The organism is Thiomonas intermedia (assembly GCF_002028405.1).
GTDB classification, from domain to species: Bacteria; Pseudomonadota; Gammaproteobacteria; order Burkholderiales; family Burkholderiaceae_C; genus Thiomonas; species Thiomonas intermedia.
In genome coordinates this window covers 2,373,483-2,393,052 of the sequence record NZ_CP020046.1, presented here as the reverse complement: position 1 = coordinate 2,393,052, position 19,570 = coordinate 2,373,483, and the positions used below count along the sequence as shown (strand labels likewise).

20 protein-coding genes and 1 pseudogene are annotated in these 19,570 nt (G+C 65.9%); 15 read left to right on the top strand and 6 right to left on the bottom strand.

All coding sequences use genetic code 11. The annotated features are described in order from the left end of the window. Window positions 1-3: 3 nt before the first annotated feature. The 13 genes and pseudogenes from BVH73_RS11200 (at window position 4) to tolA (ending at window position 9,550) form a co-directional block, all read left to right on the top strand. Window positions 4-636: a riboflavin synthase gene (locus BVH73_RS11200; RefSeq protein WP_079418697.1), complete on the top strand. Its 633-nt coding sequence runs from the start codon at window positions 4-6 to the stop codon at window positions 634-636. Next, entirely contained in the window at window positions 629-1,453 is an 825-nt protein-coding gene (locus BVH73_RS11195; protein WP_079418695.1) for a class II glutamine amidotransferase, read from the top strand. Before BVH73_RS11200 ends, BVH73_RS11195 begins: the two co-directional genes overlap by 8 nt. Window positions 1,454-1,554: 101 nt before the next feature. After that, window positions 1,555-2,133 carry a peptide ABC transporter permease gene (locus BVH73_RS11190; RefSeq protein WP_079418693.1) on the top strand — a complete coding sequence of 193 codons (579 nt, stop codon included), beginning with the start codon at window positions 1,555-1,557 and terminating at the stop codon, window positions 2,131-2,133. 95 nt (window positions 2,134-2,228) lie between these two features. Next, window positions 2,229-3,362, top strand: coding sequence for a bifunctional 3,4-dihydroxy-2-butanone-4-phosphate synthase/GTP cyclohydrolase II (gene ribBA / locus BVH73_RS11185; protein WP_079420552.1), 1,134 nt, complete (start codon window positions 2,229-2,231; stop codon window positions 3,360-3,362). 81 nt (window positions 3,363-3,443) lie between these two features. Further along, entirely contained in the window at window positions 3,444-3,929 is a 486-nt protein-coding gene (gene ribH / locus BVH73_RS11180; protein WP_079418691.1) for a 6,7-dimethyl-8-ribityllumazine synthase, read from the top strand. Continuing rightward, window positions 3,857-4,363: pseudogene (gene nusB / locus BVH73_RS11175) on the top strand (transcription antitermination factor NusB); the annotation flags it as partial. The gene ribH and the pseudogene nusB, both read left to right, overlap by 73 nt. Window positions 4,364-4,550: 187 nt before the next feature. Next, entirely contained in the window at window positions 4,551-5,810 is a 1,260-nt protein-coding gene (locus BVH73_RS11170) for an aminotransferase class I/II-fold pyridoxal phosphate-dependent enzyme (RefSeq protein WP_079418687.1), read from the top strand. A gap of 10 nt (window positions 5,811-5,820) precedes the next feature. Next, a complete protein-coding gene (locus BVH73_RS11165) occupies window positions 5,821-6,342 on the top strand; it encodes an ATPase (RefSeq protein ID WP_079418685.1) in 522 nt (173 codons plus the stop codon). Continuing rightward, on the top strand, window positions 6,339-6,551 hold the full coding sequence (locus BVH73_RS11160) for a hypothetical protein (RefSeq protein ID WP_079418683.1): 213 nt from the start codon (window positions 6,339-6,341) through the stop codon (window positions 6,549-6,551). Before BVH73_RS11165 ends, BVH73_RS11160 begins: the two co-directional genes overlap by 4 nt. After that, window positions 6,548-7,030, top strand: coding sequence for a tol-pal system-associated acyl-CoA thioesterase (ybgC, locus tag BVH73_RS11155; protein WP_079418681.1), 483 nt, complete (start codon window positions 6,548-6,550; stop codon window positions 7,028-7,030). The genes BVH73_RS11160 and ybgC overlap by 4 nt, the downstream gene beginning before the upstream one ends. A 239-nt stretch (window positions 7,031-7,269) precedes the next feature. Next, window positions 7,270-8,022 (top strand): protein TolQ, encoded by a 753-nt coding sequence (tolQ, locus tag BVH73_RS11150; RefSeq protein ID WP_079418680.1) that lies wholly within the window; start codon window positions 7,270-7,272, stop codon window positions 8,020-8,022. 51 nt (window positions 8,023-8,073) lie between these two features. Further along, entirely contained in the window at window positions 8,074-8,541 is a 468-nt protein-coding gene (locus BVH73_RS11145; protein WP_079418679.1) for a biopolymer transporter ExbD, read from the top strand. Window positions 8,542-8,551: 10 nt separating this feature from the next. Further along, window positions 8,552-9,550 (top strand): cell envelope integrity protein TolA, encoded by a 999-nt coding sequence (gene tolA, locus BVH73_RS11140; RefSeq protein WP_079418678.1) that lies wholly within the window; start codon window positions 8,552-8,554, stop codon window positions 9,548-9,550. On the opposite strand, the gene dnaE is transcribed toward tolA, so the two are convergent. The 3 genes from dnaE to BVH73_RS11125 are packed head-to-tail and all read right to left on the bottom strand — an operon-like array spanning window position 9,551 to window position 13,738. Next, window positions 9,551-12,991, bottom strand: a complete 3,441-nt coding sequence (gene dnaE / locus BVH73_RS11135) for a DNA polymerase III subunit alpha (protein ID WP_079418677.1) — start codon at window positions 12,989-12,991, stop codon at window positions 9,551-9,553. Window positions 12,992-13,045: 54 nt separating this feature from the next. Continuing rightward, window positions 13,046-13,417, bottom strand: a complete 372-nt coding sequence (locus BVH73_RS11130) for a helix-turn-helix domain-containing protein (protein WP_079418676.1) — start codon at window positions 13,415-13,417, stop codon at window positions 13,046-13,048. Between the two features lie 18 nt (window positions 13,418-13,435). Beyond that, window positions 13,436-13,738, bottom strand: a complete 303-nt coding sequence (locus BVH73_RS11125) for a type II toxin-antitoxin system HigB family toxin (protein WP_079418675.1) — start codon at window positions 13,736-13,738, stop codon at window positions 13,436-13,438. A 258-nt stretch (window positions 13,739-13,996) separates the two neighbouring features. Here BVH73_RS11125 and BVH73_RS11120 point away from each other — a divergent pair, with 258 nt between their 5' ends. After that, window positions 13,997-15,229, top strand: a complete 1,233-nt coding sequence (locus BVH73_RS11120; protein WP_079418673.1) for a cation:proton antiporter — start codon at window positions 13,997-13,999, stop codon at window positions 15,227-15,229. Beyond that, on the top strand, window positions 15,226-16,359 hold the full coding sequence (locus BVH73_RS11115; RefSeq protein WP_079418671.1) for a YbdK family carboxylate-amine ligase: 1,134 nt from the start codon (window positions 15,226-15,228) through the stop codon (window positions 16,357-16,359). Before BVH73_RS11120 ends, BVH73_RS11115 begins: the two co-directional genes overlap by 4 nt. A gap of 28 nt (window positions 16,360-16,387) precedes the next feature. Here BVH73_RS11115 and BVH73_RS11110 read toward each other — a convergent pair whose 3' ends face one another. The 3 genes from BVH73_RS11110 to BVH73_RS11100 all read right to left on the bottom strand — a co-directional run bounded on the left by BVH73_RS11110 (window position 16,388) and on the right by BVH73_RS11100 (window position 19,544). Continuing rightward, window positions 16,388-17,506, bottom strand: a complete 1,119-nt coding sequence (locus tag BVH73_RS11110) for a glycosyltransferase (protein WP_079418669.1) — start codon at window positions 17,504-17,506, stop codon at window positions 16,388-16,390. Window positions 17,507-17,529: 23 nt separating this feature from the next. After that, on the bottom strand, window positions 17,530-18,102 hold the full coding sequence (locus BVH73_RS11105; RefSeq protein ID WP_079418667.1) for a glycosyltransferase family 4 protein: 573 nt from the start codon (window positions 18,100-18,102) through the stop codon (window positions 17,530-17,532). A gap of 86 nt (window positions 18,103-18,188) precedes the next feature. Beyond that, complete coding sequence (locus BVH73_RS11100; protein ID WP_031403876.1) at window positions 18,189-19,544, bottom strand: IS1182 family transposase; 1,356 nt, start codon at window positions 19,542-19,544, stop codon at window positions 18,189-18,191. Window positions 19,545-19,570: the final 26 nt, after the last annotated feature.

Below are 19,570 nucleotides of genomic sequence, written 5' to 3'. Positions count from 1 at the left end.
GTCATGTTCACCGGACTCGTCACCACCGTCGGCAGCATTGCCAGCGTCGTTCCTCTCGGCTCTCAAGCCAGCCACGGCAAACGCGTGCACCTGCAGGTCGATCCTGCCTGGCTGCAGGGCGTGCAACTCGGCGAGAGCATCGCCGTCAGCGGCGCCTGCATGACGGTGGTGGATCTGCAACTTGACGCATTCGCCATCGACATCTCGGCCGAAAGCCTGGCGCGCACCGCAGGGCTGGACGCCCCCGGCGCGCTGGTCAACCTGGAGCAGTCGGTCTCCCTCTCCACCAAGCTCGGCGGCCATCTGGTCACCGGCCACGTGGACGGCGTCGGCCGGGTGGCCCGGTTCGAGCCCATCGGCGAGTCGTGGCTGCTGGAGGTGGATGCGCCCTCCGCTTTAGGCAGGTTCTTTGCGTACAAGGGCTCCATCGTGGTCAACGGCGTCAGCCTCACCGTCAACCGAGTGGAAGACCTGCCGGGGCATTGCCGCGTCAGCATCAACCTCATTCCCCATACCCTGCAGCACACCAACCTGCACCAGTTGCGCGAGGGCAGCGCGGTCAACCTCGAAATCGACCTCATCGCCCGCTACGTCGAGCGCATGCTGGGCGCGGCGGAGGGCGTGCGGCATGTGTGAGCTTTTTGCCTACTCCAGCCGCGTGCCCGCGCGGATTCGGATTGCCTTTCGCGAATTCGCGCGCCACGGCGGCCCGCATGCGGGCAACCCCGACGGCTGGGGCGCCGCGTACTACGACGGGGTCGATGCGCACGTTCTGCGCGAGGCGCAGCCCACGCTGTCCAGCGCCTTCGTCCCGGTGCTCGAAAAGCACGACTTTCACAGTCCGCTGGTGATCGCGCACATCCGTCGCGCCTCGCGCGGGCCGGTGGCGCTCGTCAACACCCAGCCCTTCGCCCGCGAACTGTTCGGACGGCGGCACATCTTCGCCCACAACGGCGATCTGCCCGACGTCGAACGCGCCCTGCCCCTGGCCCACGCGGCGCACCGCCCCATGGGCCAGACCGATTCCGAGCACGCGTTCTACGTCCTCATGCAATCGCTGCTGGCGCTCGATGCGGCCGGCGAGAGCGGCGACCTGAAACGCCGCATCGACGTGGTCTCCGATTTCGCCGCCCGCATGCGGGCCATCGGCGCGGCCAATTTCCTGTTCTCCGACGGCGACCTGCTGTTCGCCCATGCCCATCGCCGCCGCAGCCACCCGGGCGATACCTGGGTGCCGGGCCTGCACATGCTCGTGCGCGAGGCCGCCAGCGACCATCAAATGCGCGCCTCCGGGATGCACGTCCAGGGCCGCGACGACAAGCCCTCACCCGCGGTGATGCTCGCCAGCGTCCCCCTCACCCCCGAAGATTGGGAGCCCCTGCCCGAAAACACCCTGCTCGTCGTGCAGCAGGGCCGACTGATCGCCCGCCTCGGCGCCCCGGGCAGCGTCTGAGCCAGCCGAGACTTCCGTTGCAAACGGACACAGGCCCGGCACGGACCGCTGATAAAGTCTTGCCGACCGCCCTGAGACCCCGAGACTCGCCCCACGTGCGCATGAAACCACTCCGATCCCGCCTGCTTCCCTTCTTCGCCCTCGTCTGGCTGGCCCTGATTCCCCGCCTGAGTTGGGCGCTGGGGCTGGGTGACGTATCCGACTGGGCCCAGTCCACCTGGAATGCCGCCGTCACCACCACCAAGACCGGCCAGGACGACCTGTACTTCAGCGGCTACACCTGGCACGACCCCGGCACCTACACCGAGGCCAAGCGCGCGGTGCTCAACAAACACGCCTGGGGCATCGGCTGGGGCCGCCATCTCACCAATGCCGACGGCAACGAAGACATGGTCTACGCCATGGTCTTCTCCGACTCGCACTGGAACGCCGAACCCGTGGTCGGCTATGCCCACCAGTGGATGTATTTCAACGACTCCCCAGTGGGTTTCGGTCTGGGCTACACCCTGGCCGTCACTTCGCGGGCCGACATTTTCAAGAACATCCCCTTCCCCATCGCCCTGCCCATCGCCTCGGTGCGCTTCGGCAAACTCTCCATCTACGGCACCTTCATCCCCAAGGTGAACAACAAGCTCAACAACGGCAACGTCGCGTTTTTCTTCGGACGCTACGAGTTCTGATTGCCCCGGCAACGCCGGGCGCTGCCGGTAGCGGCACCAAGCGCGCCTGCCGCCGCGCTTTTACAATGGCTGGCTTTTCGCCGCGTCCCTTCATCATGCCCCTGTCCCCCGTTCCCGACATCATTGCCGAGCTCAAGGCCGGGCGCATGGTCATCCTGGTCGATGAGGAAGACCGCGAAAACGAAGGCGATCTGGTCATCGCCGCCGAGCACATCACGCCGCAGACGATCAATTTCATGGCCACGCATGCGCGCGGCCTGATCTGCCTGACCCTCACCGCCCAGCGCTGCGCGCAGCTCGGCCTCAAGCACATGGTCGAGCGCAACGGCTCGTCCCACGGCACCGCCTTCACCGCGTCCATCGAAGCGGCCGAAGGGGTGACCACGGGCATTTCGGCAGCCGATCGCGCGCGCACCGTGCAGGCCGCAGTGGCACGCCAGGCCCAGCCCAGCGACATCGTGCAGCCAGGCCACATCTTCCCGCTGATGGCCGCCGAAGGCGGCGTGCTCATGCGCGCCGGCCACACCGAGGCCGGCTGCGACCTCGCCGCCCTGGCCGGGTTGGAGCCGGCCGCCGTGATCTGCGAAGTGATGAATGCCGACGGCACCATGGCGCGGTTGCCCGATCTCGAACAATTTGCCGCGCAGCACGATCTGAAGATCGGCGCCATCGCCGATCTCATCGAATACCGCAGCCGCACCGAATCGCTGGTGCAGCGCGTGGGCGAGCAGGCGATGCAAACCCCTTTCGGCGCCATGCGCTGCGTGGCCTACACCGATCGCGCCGGTCATGGGCTGCATCTCGCGCTGGTCCATGGCGACCTCGCCGATCAGAGCGCGCCACTGGTGCGCGTGCACGAGCCTCTGTCCGTCCTCGACCTGCTCGACACCGAATGCCAGCGTCATTCCTGGAATCTGCCGCAAGCCCTGCGGCGCATCGCGCAGGAAGGCAGCGGTGTGGCCGTCTTGCTCAACTGCGGCGAATCGGCCGCGCAATTGCAGACCCGGTTCGAGCGGCTGATGCAGCCCGTGGCGGTGCCGCCGAAATCGGGGGTCACCGCACTGCGCGACTACGGCATCGGCGCCCAGATCCTGCGCGATCTCGGCATACGCCAGATGCGACTGCTCGGCCAGGCGCGCAAGATGCCCAGCATGGTGGGCTACGGTCTGGAAATCCTGGGCTTCGAGCCCGCGCCGCAATCCCGCTGCACCGCCACGCCCAGCGCGTAAGCTGTCGGCTTCAAAGGGTCGGCTCGCGCAGCTTGTCGGCGCGCCGACCTTCACCGCCTTTTTCACTGTCCCACCCACGCCATGCAAAACGTCCAGAACCGCATTCTTTCCGAACAACTCGACGGTCGTGATCTGCGCATCGCCGTGGTGCAGGCCCGCTTCAACACCGCGCTGACCGACCGGCTCACCCAGTCCTGCCTCGATGAACTCGAGCGCCTGGGCGTGAACGAGGACGACATCGGCCTCTACACCGTCCCCGGCGCGCTCGAACTGCCGCTGATGCTGCAGGCTCTGGCCGAGAGCGAGGCCTTCGACGCGCTCATTGCCATCGGCTGCGTGATCCGGGGCGACACTTACCACTTCGAAGTCGTCTGCAACACCAGCGCGGCCGGCATCAGCCAGGTGGCGCTCGACTACAACATGCCGGTGGCCAACGGCGTGCTCACCGTGGAAAACGAAGCGCAAGCCGAAGCCCGCATCGACAAAGGCGCCGAATGCGCCCGCGTCGCAGTGGAAATGGCCAATCTGTTCATCGACATCAGCGACAACGACGACGAGGCCGCATGACCGCACCCACCGCCCCCAAAAGCGCGCGGCGCAAATCGCGCGAACTCGCGTTCCAAGGCATTTACGAATGGCTCATCGCGGCCAGCGACACCGGCGCCATCGAAGCCTTCCTGCACGAGCGCTACCCCACCATCAAGCTCGATGACGAGCACTTTCAATCCCTGCTGCACGGCGCGCTGGCCGACGCCGGTGCGCTCGACGCGCTGATCCAGCCGCACATCGACCGCCAGACCAGCGAGCTTTCCCCCGTGGAACATGCCCTGCTCCTGATGGGTGCGTTCGAATTGCAGCGCCACCTCGACGTGCCCTATCGCGTGGTCATCAACGAAGCGGTCGAACTCGGCAAGGTATACGGCGGCACCGACGGCTACAAATACGTCAACGGCGTGCTCGACCGCATCGCGGCCGTTCTGCGCAAGACCGAGCTCGAAGCCACCAACCAGTCGCATCCGCAAGAGTCACCCGCCACCGATCACAGCCCCCCGCCCAACCCCTACGCGAACGTGCCCGTCAGCCACAAGGCCAAGGCCCCGCCGCGGCGCACGGCAACTTCGTCCCCCCGGCGCGCCAGCGCCAGCCCGCGCCCGCCGCGAAAAGACTGATCCTCCCCGAAGAGCCACCATGCGCTTAGCCCAACGCAACCAGTCCATCGAACCCTTCTACGTCATGGACGTGGTGCGCGCCGCCGCGCAGCAACAGACAGCCTGGGAAGCGCAGGGCAAGCGCATGATCCACCTCAGCGTGGGCGAGCCCGACTTCACCGCGCCCGAGCCCGTCATCGAGGCCGCCACCCGGGCCTTGCGCGACGGCCGCACCGGCTACACGCTGGCACCCGGCCTGCCCGCGCTGCGCGAACGCATCGCGCAGCACTACGCCCAGGTGCACGGCCTGGCCATCGACCCCTCGCGCGTCTTCGTCACCGCGGGAGCCTCGGGCGCCCTCACCCTGGCCAGCCTGCTGCTGTTCAATCCGGGCGACGAAGTGCTCATGCCCGATCCGAGCTATCCGTGCAACAAGAACTTCGTGGCCGCCGCCGGCGCGCGGGCCCGCATGCTGCCTGCTCCCGCCGCGCAGCGCTTTCAGCTCACGGCCAGCGAAGTCGAGGCCGCCTGGACCCCGCAGACCGCAGGCGTCCTGCTGGCCTCGCCCTCCAACCCCACCGGCACCTCCATCGCGCCGGACGAGCTGCGCCGCATCGTGGATGCGGTGCGCGCCCGGGGCGGCGTCAGCCTGGTCGATGAGATCTATCTGGGCTTGAGCTATGACGACGCTCAAGGAAACGCAGGGCCGCCCCAAGTTTCCTTGCCCCCCGCGGGGGGCGGGTCAGCAGGCCGACCCAGGGGGCCCACTCATGGCCAGACCGCGCTGGCCGCAGGCGACGACGTCATCACCGTCAACAGCTTCTCCAAATACTTCCAGATGACCGGCTGGCGGCTGGGCTGGCTGGTCGTGCCGCCGGCGCTCGTCGCCCCGCTGGAGCGCATGGCCGGCAACCTGTTCATCTGCGCCAGCAGCGTCGCCCAGCATGCCGCCCTGGCCTGCTTCGAAGCCGACACCCTGAAGGAATACGAACGCCGCCGCGCCGAGTTCAAGCAGAGGCGCGACCTCATCGTGCCCGGCCTTGAAGCACTGGGCCTGCGCGTGCCCGTGCGGCCCGATGGCGCCTTCTATGTCTACGCCGACTGCTCGGCCTACAGCGCCGACAGCTGGGATTTCTGCTTCGATGTGATGCGCGACACCGGCGTGGTGCTCGTGCCCGGCAAAGACTTCGGCACCGCCGAGCCCCAACGCTACTTCCGCCTGAGCTATGCCAACAGCCTGGCCAACCTGCAGGAAGCCCTCGACCGACTGAGGGGCTATCTGGAGCGCAAGGCGGCATGAAGGTCGCCCAGTGAACCTGCAGCAACGCATCCTGCTCATCGCGGGCCCCAATGGCGCTGGAAAAACCACCTTCGCAAAGGTCTTCCTGCCTGAAGCGGATTACCGCGACTTCATCAATGCCGATCTCATTGCCTCGGGCTTATCCCCATTCGATCCCGACAGAGCTGCCCGACGCGCCGCGCGCCTGATGCTGGAAGAAATGGACCTGCGGGTGAAAGACGGCAGAAGCTTTGCCTTGGAAACCACCCTCAGCGGGCGCGGCTATGCCGCACAAATTCCAAAGTGGCGTGCGTTGGGCTATCACGTCAAACTGGTGTTCTTATGTTTGCCCAATGCGGAGATGGCGATACAGCGCGTGGCTGCACGTGTGGCGCAAGGTGGGCATGCCATCCCTGAAACCGTCATCCGACGGCGTTTTTCAGCCGGATCACTGAATTTCCATAAGCTCTACAAGCCCCTGGTGAACGCCTGGGCACTTTATGACAACTCGGGAGATCTACCCATACTGATCAGCAGCGAGGACAACTCATGACCCTCTCACCACCCAAGCGCACCGCGCCTTCTGTCGACCCCGATCTGCAAAAAGTCGAGCTTGCACTGCGCCGCGCAGCCCAAGGCGCGCGTGAGCTCGCGCTGCGTACCGGAACGCCTTGCTATGTCTGGCGCGATGGCAAGATGATCAATATTGGCAGTCCGAAGGCGAGCCCAACCGCTCACAGCGACGCTTCAGAGAAAGCATGAACCCAACGGCCGCGCCTTCGGCGCAACCTTCATGCATCGCCGTTTTCCACTGGCCCGTGCGGGTGTACTGGGAAGACACCGACGCCGGCGGCATCGTCTATTACGCCAACTATCTCAAGTTCTTCGAGCGCGCGCGCACGGAATGGCTGCGCAGCCTCGGGCTGGCGCAGTCCGAACTAGCGGCGCAGGCCGGGCTGGTGTTCGTCGTGGCCGAGGTGCACCTGCGCTACGCCGCCCCCGCGAAGCTCGACGATGTCTTGCAGGTCCAGCTCCGGGTGAGCGACATCGGCACGGCCAGCCTCAGCGTCATCCAACAGGCCTGGCGGTGCGACGCGCAGGGCTGCGCCACTCAGTTGCTTTGCGAAGCCACCGTGCGCGTGGGCTGCGTGAGCGCAGCCGCCATGCGGCCCGCCCGCATGCCCAAGGATGTCCACGAACGCGTCATCCGATGGACGGCGGCGAACGCTTCAGCCTCCTGAGAAGGTGTGAACAAATCCGCCATGCCCGCTCATCGTGCCCAAAGGTCGCCGCTCGGCCACGCCGGATTCATTCACACCTCCTGAGCCGTCGCACCGCACCGTCGTGAACCTTTCTCCCGCGGCGCTGTCTTCTTGGGGGCACCCTCGCCCGTTGCGGGATTTGTTGTAATGCAGCCTGTTGCATCCGGCCCTTGTCGTGCCGCGCCGCTCCCTTCCACTACCCTCAGCCAGATCTCCCTATGGATCAAAACTTCTCCATCGTGTCCATGGTGCTCGGCGCCAGCATCGTGGTGCAGCTCGTGCTCGCGCTGCTGCTCTCGGTTTCGCTGGCGAGCTGGACCGTCATCTTCCGCAAGTATTTCGCCATCAAGTCGGCGCGCATCAAATCGGAGGACTTCGAGCAGGAATTCTGGTCGGGCACCGGGCTGAACGATCTGTACCAATCGGCGCTGAGCAGCGGCCGTCACGGCAGCCCGCTGCAGCGCATCTTCGCCTCGGGCATGCGCGAATACCTCAAGCTGCGCGAGCGCCATGTGCTCGACGGCTCCACGCTGGTGGATGGCGCCCGCCGCGCCATGCGCGCCGCCTTCCAGCGCGAGATGGACGCGCTCGAAGCCAATCTTTCCTTTCTGGCCTCGGTCGGCTCGGTCTCGCCCTATGTCGGCCTGTTCGGCACGGTGTGGGGCATCATGCACGCCTTCGTCGGCCTGTCCAATCTGCAGCAGGTCACTCTCGCCACCGTGGCGCCCGGCATCGCCGAAGCGCTGGTGGCCACGGCCATCGGTCTGTTCGCCGCCATTCCCGCGGTGATCGCCTACAACTTCTTCGCCCGCGACATCGACCGTCTGGCCAATCGCTACGAGTCGTTCACCGAAGAGTTCTCCAACATCCTGCAGCGCCAGAGCGCGCCCGCACCCAGCGCCGCGCAATCAGCCACTGCAGCAAGCGCTGGACGCGCCGGCCCTGCCACCGGCTTTGGTGGAGGACGCTGAGCATGATGTCCCCGCGCTCACGCTGTTCGCTGTCCCCCATGGAGGCCTGAGATGCCCGCCATCCAATCCAGCAGCCGCGGCCATCGCTCGCGCCGCGCCCTGGCCGACATCAATGTCGTGCCCTATATCGACGTCATGCTGGTGCTGCTGATCATCTTCATGGTCACGGCGCCGCTCATCACGCCCACCATGGTCAAGCTGCCGACCGTGGGCAACGCGCCTCAGGCGCCCAGCACCCTGGTGCAGGTCACCATCCAGAAGGACGACACCCTTCAGGTTTCGCTGCGCGATCCCAAGAACAAGGCGTCGCAGGCCAGCCCGCAACCGGTCAGTCTCAAGGACCTGCCGCAAACCGTACAGCAACTGGCGTCGCAGGCCGGTCTCAGCCTCGACGCCATGCCGGTGCTGATCGCAGCCGACAAGGACGTGAAGTACGACGCCGTGATGCGCGCGCTCAACCTGCTCAAGCAGCATGGCGTGGAACGCGTCGGCCTGGCTGTGCAGTCCAATCCTTCCTGAAGCATCGGGTATGAGCACGGCACGGTTTCCTTCGACTGAACCCACGGCGTTGCGGCCACCGCACGAGCGGGGCACGCTGCGTGCCTTCGGCCTGGCCGCGCTGTTCCACTTGCTGCTCATCGCCCTCATCGCCTTCGGCGTGCACTGGAAGAGCCATCCGCCCGAAGCGGTGGAGGCCGAACTGTGGTCCCCCACGGTGCAGCGCGCCGCGCCCCGCCCCACCGCGCCGATGGAGCGCAAGGCGCCCCAACCACAACCGCAGCCCACCCCGGCACCACCACCGCCCCAGCCGGTCGCCACACCCAAGCCACAGCCCCAGGATCAGCAGGCCGACATCGTCTTGAAGCAGCAACGCGAGGCCGCGCTGAAGAAACAACAGGCGCAACAGCAGGCCCTGCTTGAGAAAAAGCTGGAGAAGGAGCAGAAGAAACTCGCCGAGGAGAAGCTGCGCCAGGCCGAACAGAAGAAGCCACAGGAAGAGAAACAACGCCTGGCGCAAGAGAAGCAAGAACAGCAGGACAAGCTGCGCCAGGAAAAACTTGAACAGCAGCAAAAGCTCGCTGAGCAGAAGCGGCAAGAAGCGTTGAAGCAGAAGAAGCTCGAGCAGCAGCAGGCGCAGCTGGCCGCCTCGTCGCGCGACGATTACATGAAGCAGTTGATGAAGCAGGCGGGCACCGGCGCGGCCACCAGCACGGGCACGGCGCCGCAGAGCTCGGGGCCGTCGGGCACCTATGGCCCACGAATCGCAGCGTTGATCAAACAGAACACCATTTATCCCGCCTCACTGTTGGCACAAATCTCGGGCGATCCTCGCGTGAGTATTTCGGTGACTCTGGATACCAATTCCGGCACCGTGCTCGAAGCCAAGGTCGAACGATCAAGCGGAGTCGCAAGTTGGGATCAAGCGGCTTTGGACGCAATCAATCGGGTTCATCGCTTTCCGCCCCAGAGCAGTGGCGAATGGCCCCGCACAATGATCGTCAATGCCGGGCCGCGCGATCCGGGCTGATCAGTAATCAATCTCCGCCCGGCCGTCCTTCGAAAGCTGGGCCAGCGCGCTGAGCACCGGGTCGGTGGTCGGCAGGCGGTAGCCCGCCACGCTCAGGCGCACCTGGGCGCCGGCGCGCTCGATGTCGAGCAGCAGCGGCAATCCTTCCTCGCAGGCGTGCTGGCGGGCGAGTCCCACCAGCGGTTCGGCCGAGCTGCTGCCGTTGAGCTTGAGACGGATGCTCTTGCCCAGGCGCGCGCGGGCTTCTTCCAACGTCCACACCGCATCGGCGTTGAAGCGCAGTCCGCCGTTGAAGCGGTCGATCTGCGCCTTGCCGCGCAGCACCAGCAGGGCGTCGTCGCGCAGGCGGTCGCGCACGGTGTCGAGCAGGCTTTCGCCGATGACGATTTCCATCGCGCCGGAGCGATCTTCCAGCGTGAGGATGGCGATGCGCCCGCGCTGCGACTGCACCAGACGCACACCGGCGGCGATGCCGGCGATGAGCACCGGGTCGCGCGAATCCACCAGATCCATCAGCGCGGTCGGGGCGAAGCGCCGCACTTCCTCGGCGCTGGCGTCGAACAGGTGGCCGCTGAGGTAGTAGCCGATGGCGGTTTTCTCATTCGAGAGCTTGGTGCGCAGATCCCAGGGCTCGACCTCGGGCAGCAGCGGCTCGTGCGCCGGGTTGTGGCCGCCATCGGCGGCGTCGGCGGCGAACAGGTCGAACAGCCCCGCCTGCTGCCGGGCGGCCTCGCGCTGCGCGGCGTAATCCATGGCCGTTTCCACCGCGGCCAGCACGGCCGCGCGCTCGGGATGCAGGGTATCGAAGGCGCCTGCCTTGGCCAAAGCTTCGAGCACGCGCTTGTTGAGGCGGGTGCGATCCACACGTTCGGCAAAGTCGAACAGCGAGCTGAAAGGCCGTTCCTGACGGGCCGCGATCATGGCTTCCACGGCGGCCTGGCCATTGCCCTTGATGGCCCCCAGCGCGTAACGGATGGTCTTGCTGTCCACCGGGTCGAAGCGCCACTGCGAGGCGTTCACATCGGGCGGCAGCACGGCGATGCCGCGCGCCTGCGCATCTTCCACCAGCACCTTGAGCTTGTCGGTGTCGTCGAGGGCGATGCTCATGTTGGCGGCGAGGAATTCGGCGGGGTAGTGCGCCTTCATCCAGGCCGTCTGCACCGCGAGCAGCGCGTAGGCGGCGGCGTGCGATTTGTTGAAGCCGTAGCCCGCGAACTTCTCCATCAGGTCGAAGATTTCGTTGGCCTTCTCCGGTTTGATGCCGTTTTTCGCCGCGCCTTCGGCGAAGATGCCGCGGTGCTTGGCCATTTCTTCGGGCTTTTTCTTGCCCATGGCGCGGCGCAGCAGGTCGGCGCCGCCGAGCGAGTAGCCGCCGATGACCTGGGCCACCTGCATCACCTGCTCCTGATAGACCATGATGCCGTAGGTTTCCTCCAGCACCGGCGCCATGCGCGGGTCGGGGTAGGCCACGTCTTCCTTGCCCGCCTTGCGTGCGCAATAGGTGGGAATGAGGTCCATCGGGCCGGGGCGGTACAGCGCCACCAGGGCGATGATGTCCTCGAAGCGGTCGGGCCGCGCGTCGCGCAGCATGCCCTGCATGCCGCGCGATTCGAGCTGGAACACAGCCACGGTGTCGCCCTTGGCCATGAGTTTGTAGCTCCTGGCGTCGTCCAGCGGAATGTCTTCGAGGCGAAAACCGGCGCGGTCGGGGTGGTTGCGGCGGATCAGCTCGGCGCCGAGTTCGAGAATGGTCAGCGTGGCCAGGCCCAGAAAGTCGAACTTCACCAGTCCGGCGGCTTCGACATCGTCCTTGTCGTACTGCGACACGGCGTCGGTGCTGCCCGGCTGCGCATAGAGCGGACAGAAGTCGGTGAGCTTGCCCGGCGCGATGAGCACGCCGCCCGCGTGCATGCCGATGTTGCGCGGCAGCCCTTCGAGCTGCTGGGCGAGATCGAGCAGCTGTCTGACCTCCTCTTCCTCCTCGTAGCGCTGGGCCAGCATGGGCTCCTGCTTGAGCGCGTCGGCGATGGTGATGTGCTGGCCCGGCTTGGCCGGGATGAGCTTGGCGATGCCGTCGCAGAAGGTGTAGCTCAGATCGAGCACGCGCCCGACGTCGCGCACCGCGGCGCGCGCGGCCATGGTGCCGAACGTGGCGATCTGCGACACGGCCTCGACGCCGTACTTCTCCTTCACGTAGTCGATGACGCGGTCACGGTTCTCCTGGCAGAAGTCGATGTCGAAGTCGGGCATCGACACCCGTTCCGGGTTGAGGAAGCGCTCGAACAGCAGGGCGTATTCCAGAGGATCGAGATCGGTGATGCGCAGGCTGTACGCCACCAGCGAGCCCGCGCCCGAGCCCCGCCCCGGCCCGACCGGGCAGCCATGGTTCTTCGCCCAATTGATGAAGTCGGCCACGATGAGGAAGTAACCCTCGAAGCCCATCTTGGCGATGATGCCCAGCTCGTACTCCAGCCGTTCCTGATAGCGCGGACGGGCGGTCTCGCGGCGGCCCGCATCGGGGTAGAGCACGGCCAGCCGCTGCTCCAGCCCGTCCTGAGCCTGCTGGCGGAAGAACTCGGCCGGCGTCAGCCCCTGCGGCGTGGGGAACAGCGGCAATTGCGGCTTGCCCAGATCGAGCACCAGATTGCAGCGCTGCGCCAGGGCCACGGTGTTGGCAAGCGCCGAGGGCACATCGGCGAACAGCGCCTCCATCTCGGCCTGCGACTTGAAATACTGCTGATCGGTGAACTTGCGCTGGCGGCGCGGGTTGCCCAGGGTTTCGCCCTCGGCAATGCACACCCGCGCCTCGTGGGCATCGAAGTCGTCGGCCTTGAGAAACTCCACCGGATGCGTCGCCACCACGGGCAGGCCAAGCTCGGCCGCCAAGGGCACGGCCGCCTGCACATGCGGCTCGCAGGCGGCATGGCCGCTGCGCTGCAGCTCGATGTAGAAACGGCCGTCGAACACGGCCGCGTGCTGGCGGGCCAGGTCGCGCGCGGTGGCTGTGTCGCCCTGCAGCAGCGCCTGGCCAAGGGCACCTTCATGCGCGCCCGAGAGGGCGATCAGGCCCTCGGCCAGACCGCCTTCCAGCCACTCCCACTGCACCACGGCGCGTCCGCGCTGCTGATTGCCCAGCCAGGCCCGGCTGAGCAGATCACAGAGATTGAGATAGCCCGTCCGGTTCTGCACCAGCAGCAGCAAGCGCGTGAGCTGCTCGGGGTTGCGGGCGCTGCCCAGCAGCACGTCGCAGCCGATGATCGGCTTGACCCCGGCGTCCAGCGCGGCCTTGTAGAACCGCACGGCGGCGAACAAATTGTTGAAATCGGTGATCGCCAGCGCCCCCTGCCCGTCACGGGCGGCTGCAGGCACCATATCGTCCACGCGCAAGGCGCCGTCGACAATGGAGTACTCGGTATGGGTGCGGAGGTGAACGTAGGGCATCGGGGCATTTTAGGCAACGCTGTTCACCGTAGAAGCCAGCCCAGGGCGCGCTGATCACCCGGCGCCCGTCTCCGCAATCAACACATCGGCAGGGATGCCAAGGCTTTTGTGCAGTCTGCGGATCATGGCCAGCGTTAGCGGGCGCTTGCGGCTCAGGACTTCGTAGACCCGGTTGCTTTTACCAATGATCGGCTCAAGGTCTTTGACGGACAGGCCACTCTGCTCCATCCGGAATTTGATGGCTTCAACCGGATCGGGCGCGGTGATGGGGACGTGCTTGGCCTCGTAGGCTTGCACCAGCGTGGCCAGGATGTCCAGGCGATCCCCCTCTGGCGTGCCCAGATCAGGGTCAGAGTCCATCAAGATCGAAATCTCTTTGAGTGTGGCCTTGTAGTCTGCTTCTGTGTGAATGGGGCGAATGTCCATATCTTCCTCCGTGGTCGGTCAGGCCGACTCGATGGTTTCTGCGTCCACTGCGTCGTACTGCTTGTGAGTGCCGACGAACTTCACATAGACGATCTGCAACTTGTACGCTACGGCCACGATCAGCCGGTAGTCATTGCCTTTGATGTTGAAAGCCACGCGACGGTTCTTCAGCACACTGGCGCTGCGGGACTGCGCCTTGATGTCGGCGGGCTGAGTCCAGGTCGCGCTCGAGGCTTCTTCGTACCAAGCTTTCAGCGGCTGCTCGGCGTCGGGATAGCGCTCCCAGAAGGCCCGAAGGGTAGACACGGCAATCACTCGCATGGGCGAAATTTAGTCCCAATATGGGACCAAGGCAAGTGGCCTCTGAACATAGCCCGCGACGCCCCTTGAAACCTCGACCCGGCTCGCCGTTCAGACCTGATCCGCAGACGGCATGATTCATTCGATCGCCTTTATTTCAACTTTTACTGCTTTCATTTTCGCTCTTTTCCGCCCATCGTTCTTGCAAATTCCCGCTCTGCTATGGTGTCGGCCAAGGCAGCGACGACGGCCTATTTCACATACCGGAGACCCCGCACGATGATCAACAGCTACCTGCCCGCATGGCCCCTGCATCCTGATGGGGTGTTCTGGGTGGGGGCCGCGCTGGTACTGGCCACGCTCACGGGGGAATCGGTGTATCGCTTTCTCAAGTGGCCGAGGCTGGTGGGCTATGCGGCGGCGGGCATGATTCTGGCCGCCGGCGGCGCCGGGCTCAATGTGTATGAGCTGCAGAACAGCGCCCGCGCCATCGTCGACACGGCCCTGGCGGTGCTGCTTTTCGAGATTGGTCACCGGGTGAATCTGCGCTGGCTGCGCGCCAACCCTGCCCTGCTGGGCATGAGCCTGCTCGAATCGGCGCTGGGCTTTGGCGCCGTGTGGATCACGCTGGTCTTTCTGGGTTTCACGGCGCTGCAGTCGGCCATCGTGGCCGGGGTGCTCATGGCCACCTCGCCTGCCGTGGTGCTGCGTATCAGCAGCGAGTTCAATGCCCGCGGGCAGGTGACCGAGCGCCTGCTGCTGCTCTCGGCGATCAACACGTTCTACGCACTTCTGATCTGCAGCCTGCTGCTGGGCATGATGGACGCCGACGGCCCGCAGGGAACGGCCGCCTCCGCGCTGCATCTGCTGTACCTTCTCGGCGGCTCGGTGCTGGCCGCAGCGCTGCTGGCCTGGGCGGTGAACTGGGTGGAGCGGCATTTCGACTTTCGCGACGAAGGCGGCGCGCTGATGCTCGTCGGCCTCATCGTGCTCACCCTTTCGCTCACCCGCATGCTCAACTGGTCGGCCCTGCTCACCCCCCTGCTGGCCGGCGCGCTGCTGCGCTGGCGCAGCCCACGGCCGCGGCTGTGGCCGCGCCACTTCGGCACGGCGGGTGGCGTGCTCATGGTGCTGCTCTTCCTCATTCTGGGCCTGAGCCTCAACGCCCGCATTCTGCTGGCCGGCGGCTTGGCGGCAGCGTTGGTCATCGTGGTGCGGCTGGCGGCCAAGCTGGCGGGCGCGCTGGCGTTCGGCCGCGTCAGCGGCGCGAGCTGGCGACAGTCTGTCGCGCTCGGTCTGTCGCTCAACCCGGCCTCGGGGGTGAGTTTCGTGCTGGCGCTGAGCTTTCTGGGCAGCTCGGCCGGAGCGACGCTACACCCCATGCTGGCCGTCGCGTTCAGCGCCATCGCCATGCTCGAACTGCTCGCCCCGCTGCTCACCCGCTGGGCGCTGGGCTACAGCGGCGACATCGCCCCAGGCCCGGGCAGCCGCGCCACCGGAGGAACAGCATGAATCTGGGGCCCTTCACCCAATCAGACGCGCTGAGCATCGGCGTGGAGCTGGAGCTGCAGATCGTCAACCGGCACAACTACGACCTCATGCCCTGCGCGCCCGACCTGCTGCGCCTGCTGCAAGGCCGCAAGCTACCCGGCGTGGTCACCCCGGAAATGACCGAGAGCATGATCGAGCTCGCCACCGGCATCTGCACCGGCTACGACGACGCCCTGGCCCAGCTCACCGAGATTCAGGGCGCGCTGGTGGAAGCCGCCAACAAGCTCGACGTAGGCCTGGCCGGCGGCGGCACCCACCCGTTCCAGCACTGGGCGCAGCAGCGCATTTTCGACAAACCGCGCTTTCTCCAGCTCTCCGAGCTGTACGGCTACCTGAGCAAGCAGTTCACCGTGTTCGGCCAGCACGTGCACCTGGGCTGCCCCGACGCCGACACCGCGCTCTATACCCTGCACTGCATCTCGCGCTTCATACCGCACTTCATCGCCCTTTCGGCCTCGTCGCCCTATGTGCAGGGCGAGGACACCGGGTTTCACTCCGCGCGGCTGAACTCGGTCTTCGCCTTCCCGCTCTCCGGCCGTGCACCCTTCGCCCTGAGCTGGGAAGATTTCGAGCGCTACTTCGACAAAATGACCGCCACCGGCGTGGTCAAGAGCATGAAAGACTTCTATTGGGACATCCGCCCCAAGCCCGAATACGGCACCATTGAAGTGCGCGTGATGGACACCCCGCTCACCATCACCAAGGCCGCGCGCATCGCCGCCTACATCCAGACCCTGGGCGCCTACATTCAGCGCGAGCGGCCCTTCGAGCCGCAGGAAGACGACTACCTCGTCTACACCTTCAACCGCTTTCAGGCCTGCCGCTTCGGCTTCGACGGCACCTTCGTCGACCCCGCCACCCGCGAACACCGCACCCTGCGCGAAGACCTCATCCGCACCCTCGTCAAACTCGAAGGCCACGCCACAGACTGCAAGTCAGACGTCGCCCTGCGCGAGTTACTGGCCGACGTCAGCGCCCGCGGCAACGATGCCGAGTGGATACGCGAAGTGTTTTCGCGCGAGCATCACCTGCCCGAAGTGGTGCGGCAGCAGGCGGGGCGGTGGATGGCGCCAAGCACGCCCATAACCTGAACCGCCTGGCTGGCAAGCTCGGAGAGGTTCAGATCAACGATTGGTAGAGCGCCAGGGTCTGATTGACCATGGCCTCCACGCTGAAGCTCTGCAATACACGGGCCCTGCCCGCCTCGCCCAGCCGATGCGCCAGTGCCGGATCGGCGAGAACCTGGTTCAACGCGGCAGACAGAGCCGCGGCATCCCCTGGTTGAACCGTCAGCGCGCACAAACCCTCTGGCGCCAAGGCATTGACCCCGTTGTGCAACCAGGTGTTGACCACCGGCTTGCCACACACCATCGCCTCGGCCTGCACGATGCCAAAGGCCTCGGCCGTGGCAATGGAGGACAGGCAATACACGTCACAGGCATGAAAGTAGGCGGGGAGATCCGCCTCGGGAATCTCCCCGGCGAAGTGCACCTGGGCGCCCGTGCTGCTTGCAAGTTCGCGCAGCTCGGCGCTCATCGGCCCGCTGCCGCCCAACAACAAAACCGCCGGCACCGCCGCCATGGCCCGGATCAAAACATCGAAGCCCTTGTAATACACATGCCGCCCGAGGGCGAAAACCAGAGGCTTGTGACCGTGCTGGGCACGCAGCGCCTCGGCCTTGCGCTGCACGGCCTCGGTCAGCGCGAGAGGCCGGGTATCGATGCCGTAAGGAATGACGTGGCGCTTCTCAAAGGGAACGAAGCGGTCCATCTGCGTCGAGTTCAGGTGCGCCTGCGTCGCCCCCACCACGGCGTCTAGCCGCTTGAGCAGGTGCGGTGCAAGCCGCTGGTACAGCGGCCCCAGAACCCGCTGGCGCACGATGTCGCTGTGCCAGCTCACCACTTGCGCTGGCTCGCCCGGCACCAGACTCGCCACCACATGCGCGAAGGGGTCGGGCCAATGCTGATGCACCACGTCAAACCGCCTCGCCCTTGCTAATTGCCGGGCTCGCCCAATCATCGCCGGGGCAATGGCCTGACTGCCCAAGTGCCCCCAAACACCCACCGGCTCCACCCGCACGCCATCAACCAGCCGCGAACTGGCCTGACCCGTGGTGTCGTAAACCAACACCGAGACATCCACACCCGCCGCTGCAAGCCCACGCGTGAGCGTCTCCACATGGCGCTCCATGCCCCCCGGCCGCTCGAAGGCGTATTTGGCGATATGAAGAACGCGCATCAAAGACCCAACTCAATAGGGCATCAGGCCAGGCTGCGGTAGACCGCCAAAGTTTGCTGCGCGCACTTCTCCCAACTGAACGCCTTGGCACGCTCCAAACCGCGCTCTGCGTGCTGCCTCGCAAACTGGGCGTCGTCGAGCAAGCGATACAAACCCTCGCGGATGGCCTCTGTGGAAAGAGGATCGACCTCCAGGGCCGCGCCCGCCGACACCTCAGGAAGCGAGGTGACGTTCGAGGTCAGCACAGGTGTTCCGCTGGCAAACCCTTCCAACACCGGCAGACCAAACCCTTCATAGAGCGACGGGTAGGCAAAAACGGCTGCGGCTGAATACAGATCGACCACTTGCGAGCGCGGCAGGTAGCCCGTGCGCACAACTTCGCCCTTGGCTTCCAGCTCCCTCACCCGTGAAAGCAGGGACGAATCGCGCCAGCCGCCGCCGCCCACAAGGACCAGCGGGCAGGCGCGGCGCGTGGCCGCTGGCAAGTCGGCATAGGCTGCCACTAGGAGACCGTCGGACTTGAGCCCGAGGGGCGGGGGTGGCGGCGGTGAGCCGCGCGGTTTATGCGCGGCCAGGCACGCCGCCAGCGTCTTCATCACTTGCACAGGCTCCTGGGCGGCCCGTTGGGGCGCAGAGCAGGTCGTGCGGGGCGCGATCTGGGCGCACTTTCCCTCTTTGCTCGTCACCCGGCGCGCAGCACATGCATGCGCTTGATGTTCCAGGCCATGGTCACGAGGTTCCACTCGCCTCGCGCCTTGTGCAGCCCGCGCATGCTCATCTGACGCCAGCCCATGACGTGCTTGATGATGCCGAACACGGGCTCGACGGTCTGCTTGCGCAGTTTGTACAGCGCCCGGCCTGCCTGTGTGCACAGGCGGTGGGCCATGTTGGCGACCGGCTCCGCAGTTCGCGGCGCGTCGGGGTCGGGCCCAAACCGTTCGGCCAGGGGCACGTGATGCGACTCGCGCTTCATCGCCAGCAGCGGCTCGATTCCCGCCTGCACGCAGGCGAGCACGTTCGCCTGGCTGCAAAAACCGTTGTCGGCAACGAGGGTCTGCACGTTGCCAAGCGCCCCGGGCAACGCCGCAATCTGCTCGAGCGTGGACACCACTTCGCGCTTGTCATTGCAGGCCTGCGTGACGTGCGCGGTGACCACCATCATCGTCTCGATGTCCACGCCGGCCTGGGCGTTGTAGCTCTGCTCGAAGCCGCCGCCGGACACCGGCATGATGCGCGACTCCTCGTCCGTCAGGTTGACCTGGTCGCTGTCCTGGGGTCCGGCCTGGGGCGGCTCAGGGTCCCGCCCGCGCGGCTTCTTCCCGGCCTCGCGCTGGGCCCGGCGCTTGGCCTCTTTGGTCTCGAACTCCTGCTGCTCCGCTTTGAATCGTTCGGCGGCGCGTTGCGCAATCTTGGCCTTGGCCTGCGCGATGGCGCTCAGGCGGTCCTCGCGGCGCGCGATCTCGGCGGGCACATCCATGCCATCGGGCGCGCTGGAGCGATCATCCTTCTCCGCCCGCGCCAACAGGTCCTGGACTTCCTGGCGCAACTGCGCCTCGATCTTGTTGGCATGCCCCCACGACAGCGCCTTGTGCTTGCTCGCGCTGGCTCGGATCTTGGTGCCGTCCAGCGCAATGTGCCCGAGCTTGAGCAACTTCATCTCGCGCGCCAGCACCAGCACCTGCACGAACAGCGCCTCGATCTCCTTCAGAAAGCGCCGCCGGAACGCGGCCAGCGTATCGTGGTCCGGATGCGTATTGGCCGCCACAAAGCGGAACGCCACCGAGTCGTAGGTCGCGCGTTCGATCTTGCGGCTCGAATGCACCCCGTTGGCATACCCGTAGATCAGCAGTCCCAGCAGCACCGCAGGGTGATGCGCGGCCGAACCCCGGCCCGCGTACTGCTTGACCAAATCGTCCAGATCGAGCCGATCAATCACTTCGACAACAAAGCGCGCGAGGTGATCACTGGGCAACCACTCGTCCACCGACGGCGGCAGAAGGTAGGCCGTGTCTCGATCAACACAAACAAAGCGACTCATCGCGAGGAACTCCTCAATGGACTGTC

Coding starts and splice junctions, on each gene's coding strand:
- BVH73_RS11200 (WP_079418697.1), top strand. CDS start 4: ATGTTCACCGGACTCGTCACCACCGTCGGCAGCATTGCCAGCGTCGTT.
- BVH73_RS11195 (WP_079418695.1), top strand. CDS start 629: ATGTGTGAGCTTTTTGCCTACTCCAGCCGCGTGCCCGCGCGGATTCGG.
- BVH73_RS11190 (WP_079418693.1), top strand. CDS start 1,555: ATGAAACCACTCCGATCCCGCCTGCTTCCCTTCTTCGCCCTCGTCTGG.
- ribBA (WP_079420552.1), top strand. CDS start 2,229: ATGCCCCTGTCCCCCGTTCCCGACATCATTGCCGAGCTCAAGGCCGGG.
- ribH (WP_079418691.1), top strand. CDS start 3,444: ATGCAAAACGTCCAGAACCGCATTCTTTCCGAACAACTCGACGGTCGT.
- BVH73_RS11170 (WP_079418687.1), top strand. CDS start 4,551: ATGCGCTTAGCCCAACGCAACCAGTCCATCGAACCCTTCTACGTCATG.
- BVH73_RS11160 (WP_079418683.1), top strand. CDS start 6,339: ATGACCCTCTCACCACCCAAGCGCACCGCGCCTTCTGTCGACCCCGAT.
- ybgC (WP_079418681.1), top strand. CDS start 6,548: ATGAACCCAACGGCCGCGCCTTCGGCGCAACCTTCATGCATCGCCGTT.
- tolQ (WP_079418680.1), top strand. CDS start 7,270: ATGGATCAAAACTTCTCCATCGTGTCCATGGTGCTCGGCGCCAGCATC.
- BVH73_RS11145 (WP_079418679.1), top strand. CDS start 8,074: ATGCCCGCCATCCAATCCAGCAGCCGCGGCCATCGCTCGCGCCGCGCC.
- tolA (WP_079418678.1), top strand. CDS start 8,552: ATGAGCACGGCACGGTTTCCTTCGACTGAACCCACGGCGTTGCGGCCA.
- dnaE (WP_079418677.1), bottom strand. CDS start 12,991: ATGCCCTACGTTCACCTCCGCACCCATACCGAGTACTCCATTGTCGAC.
- BVH73_RS11130 (WP_079418676.1), bottom strand. CDS start 13,417: ATGGACATTCGCCCCATTCACACAGAAGCAGACTACAAGGCCACACTC.
- BVH73_RS11125 (WP_079418675.1), bottom strand. CDS start 13,738: ATGCGAGTGATTGCCGTGTCTACCCTTCGGGCCTTCTGGGAGCGCTAT.
- BVH73_RS11120 (WP_079418673.1), top strand. CDS start 13,997: ATGATCAACAGCTACCTGCCCGCATGGCCCCTGCATCCTGATGGGGTG.
- BVH73_RS11115 (WP_079418671.1), top strand. CDS start 15,226: ATGAATCTGGGGCCCTTCACCCAATCAGACGCGCTGAGCATCGGCGTG.
- BVH73_RS11110 (WP_079418669.1), bottom strand. CDS start 17,506: ATGCGCGTTCTTCATATCGCCAAATACGCCTTCGAGCGGCCGGGGGGC.
- BVH73_RS11105 (WP_079418667.1), bottom strand. CDS start 18,102: ATGAAGACGCTGGCGGCGTGCCTGGCCGCGCATAAACCGCGCGGCTCA.
- BVH73_RS11100 (WP_031403876.1), bottom strand. CDS start 19,544: ATGAGTCGCTTTGTTTGTGTTGATCGAGACACGGCCTACCTTCTGCCG.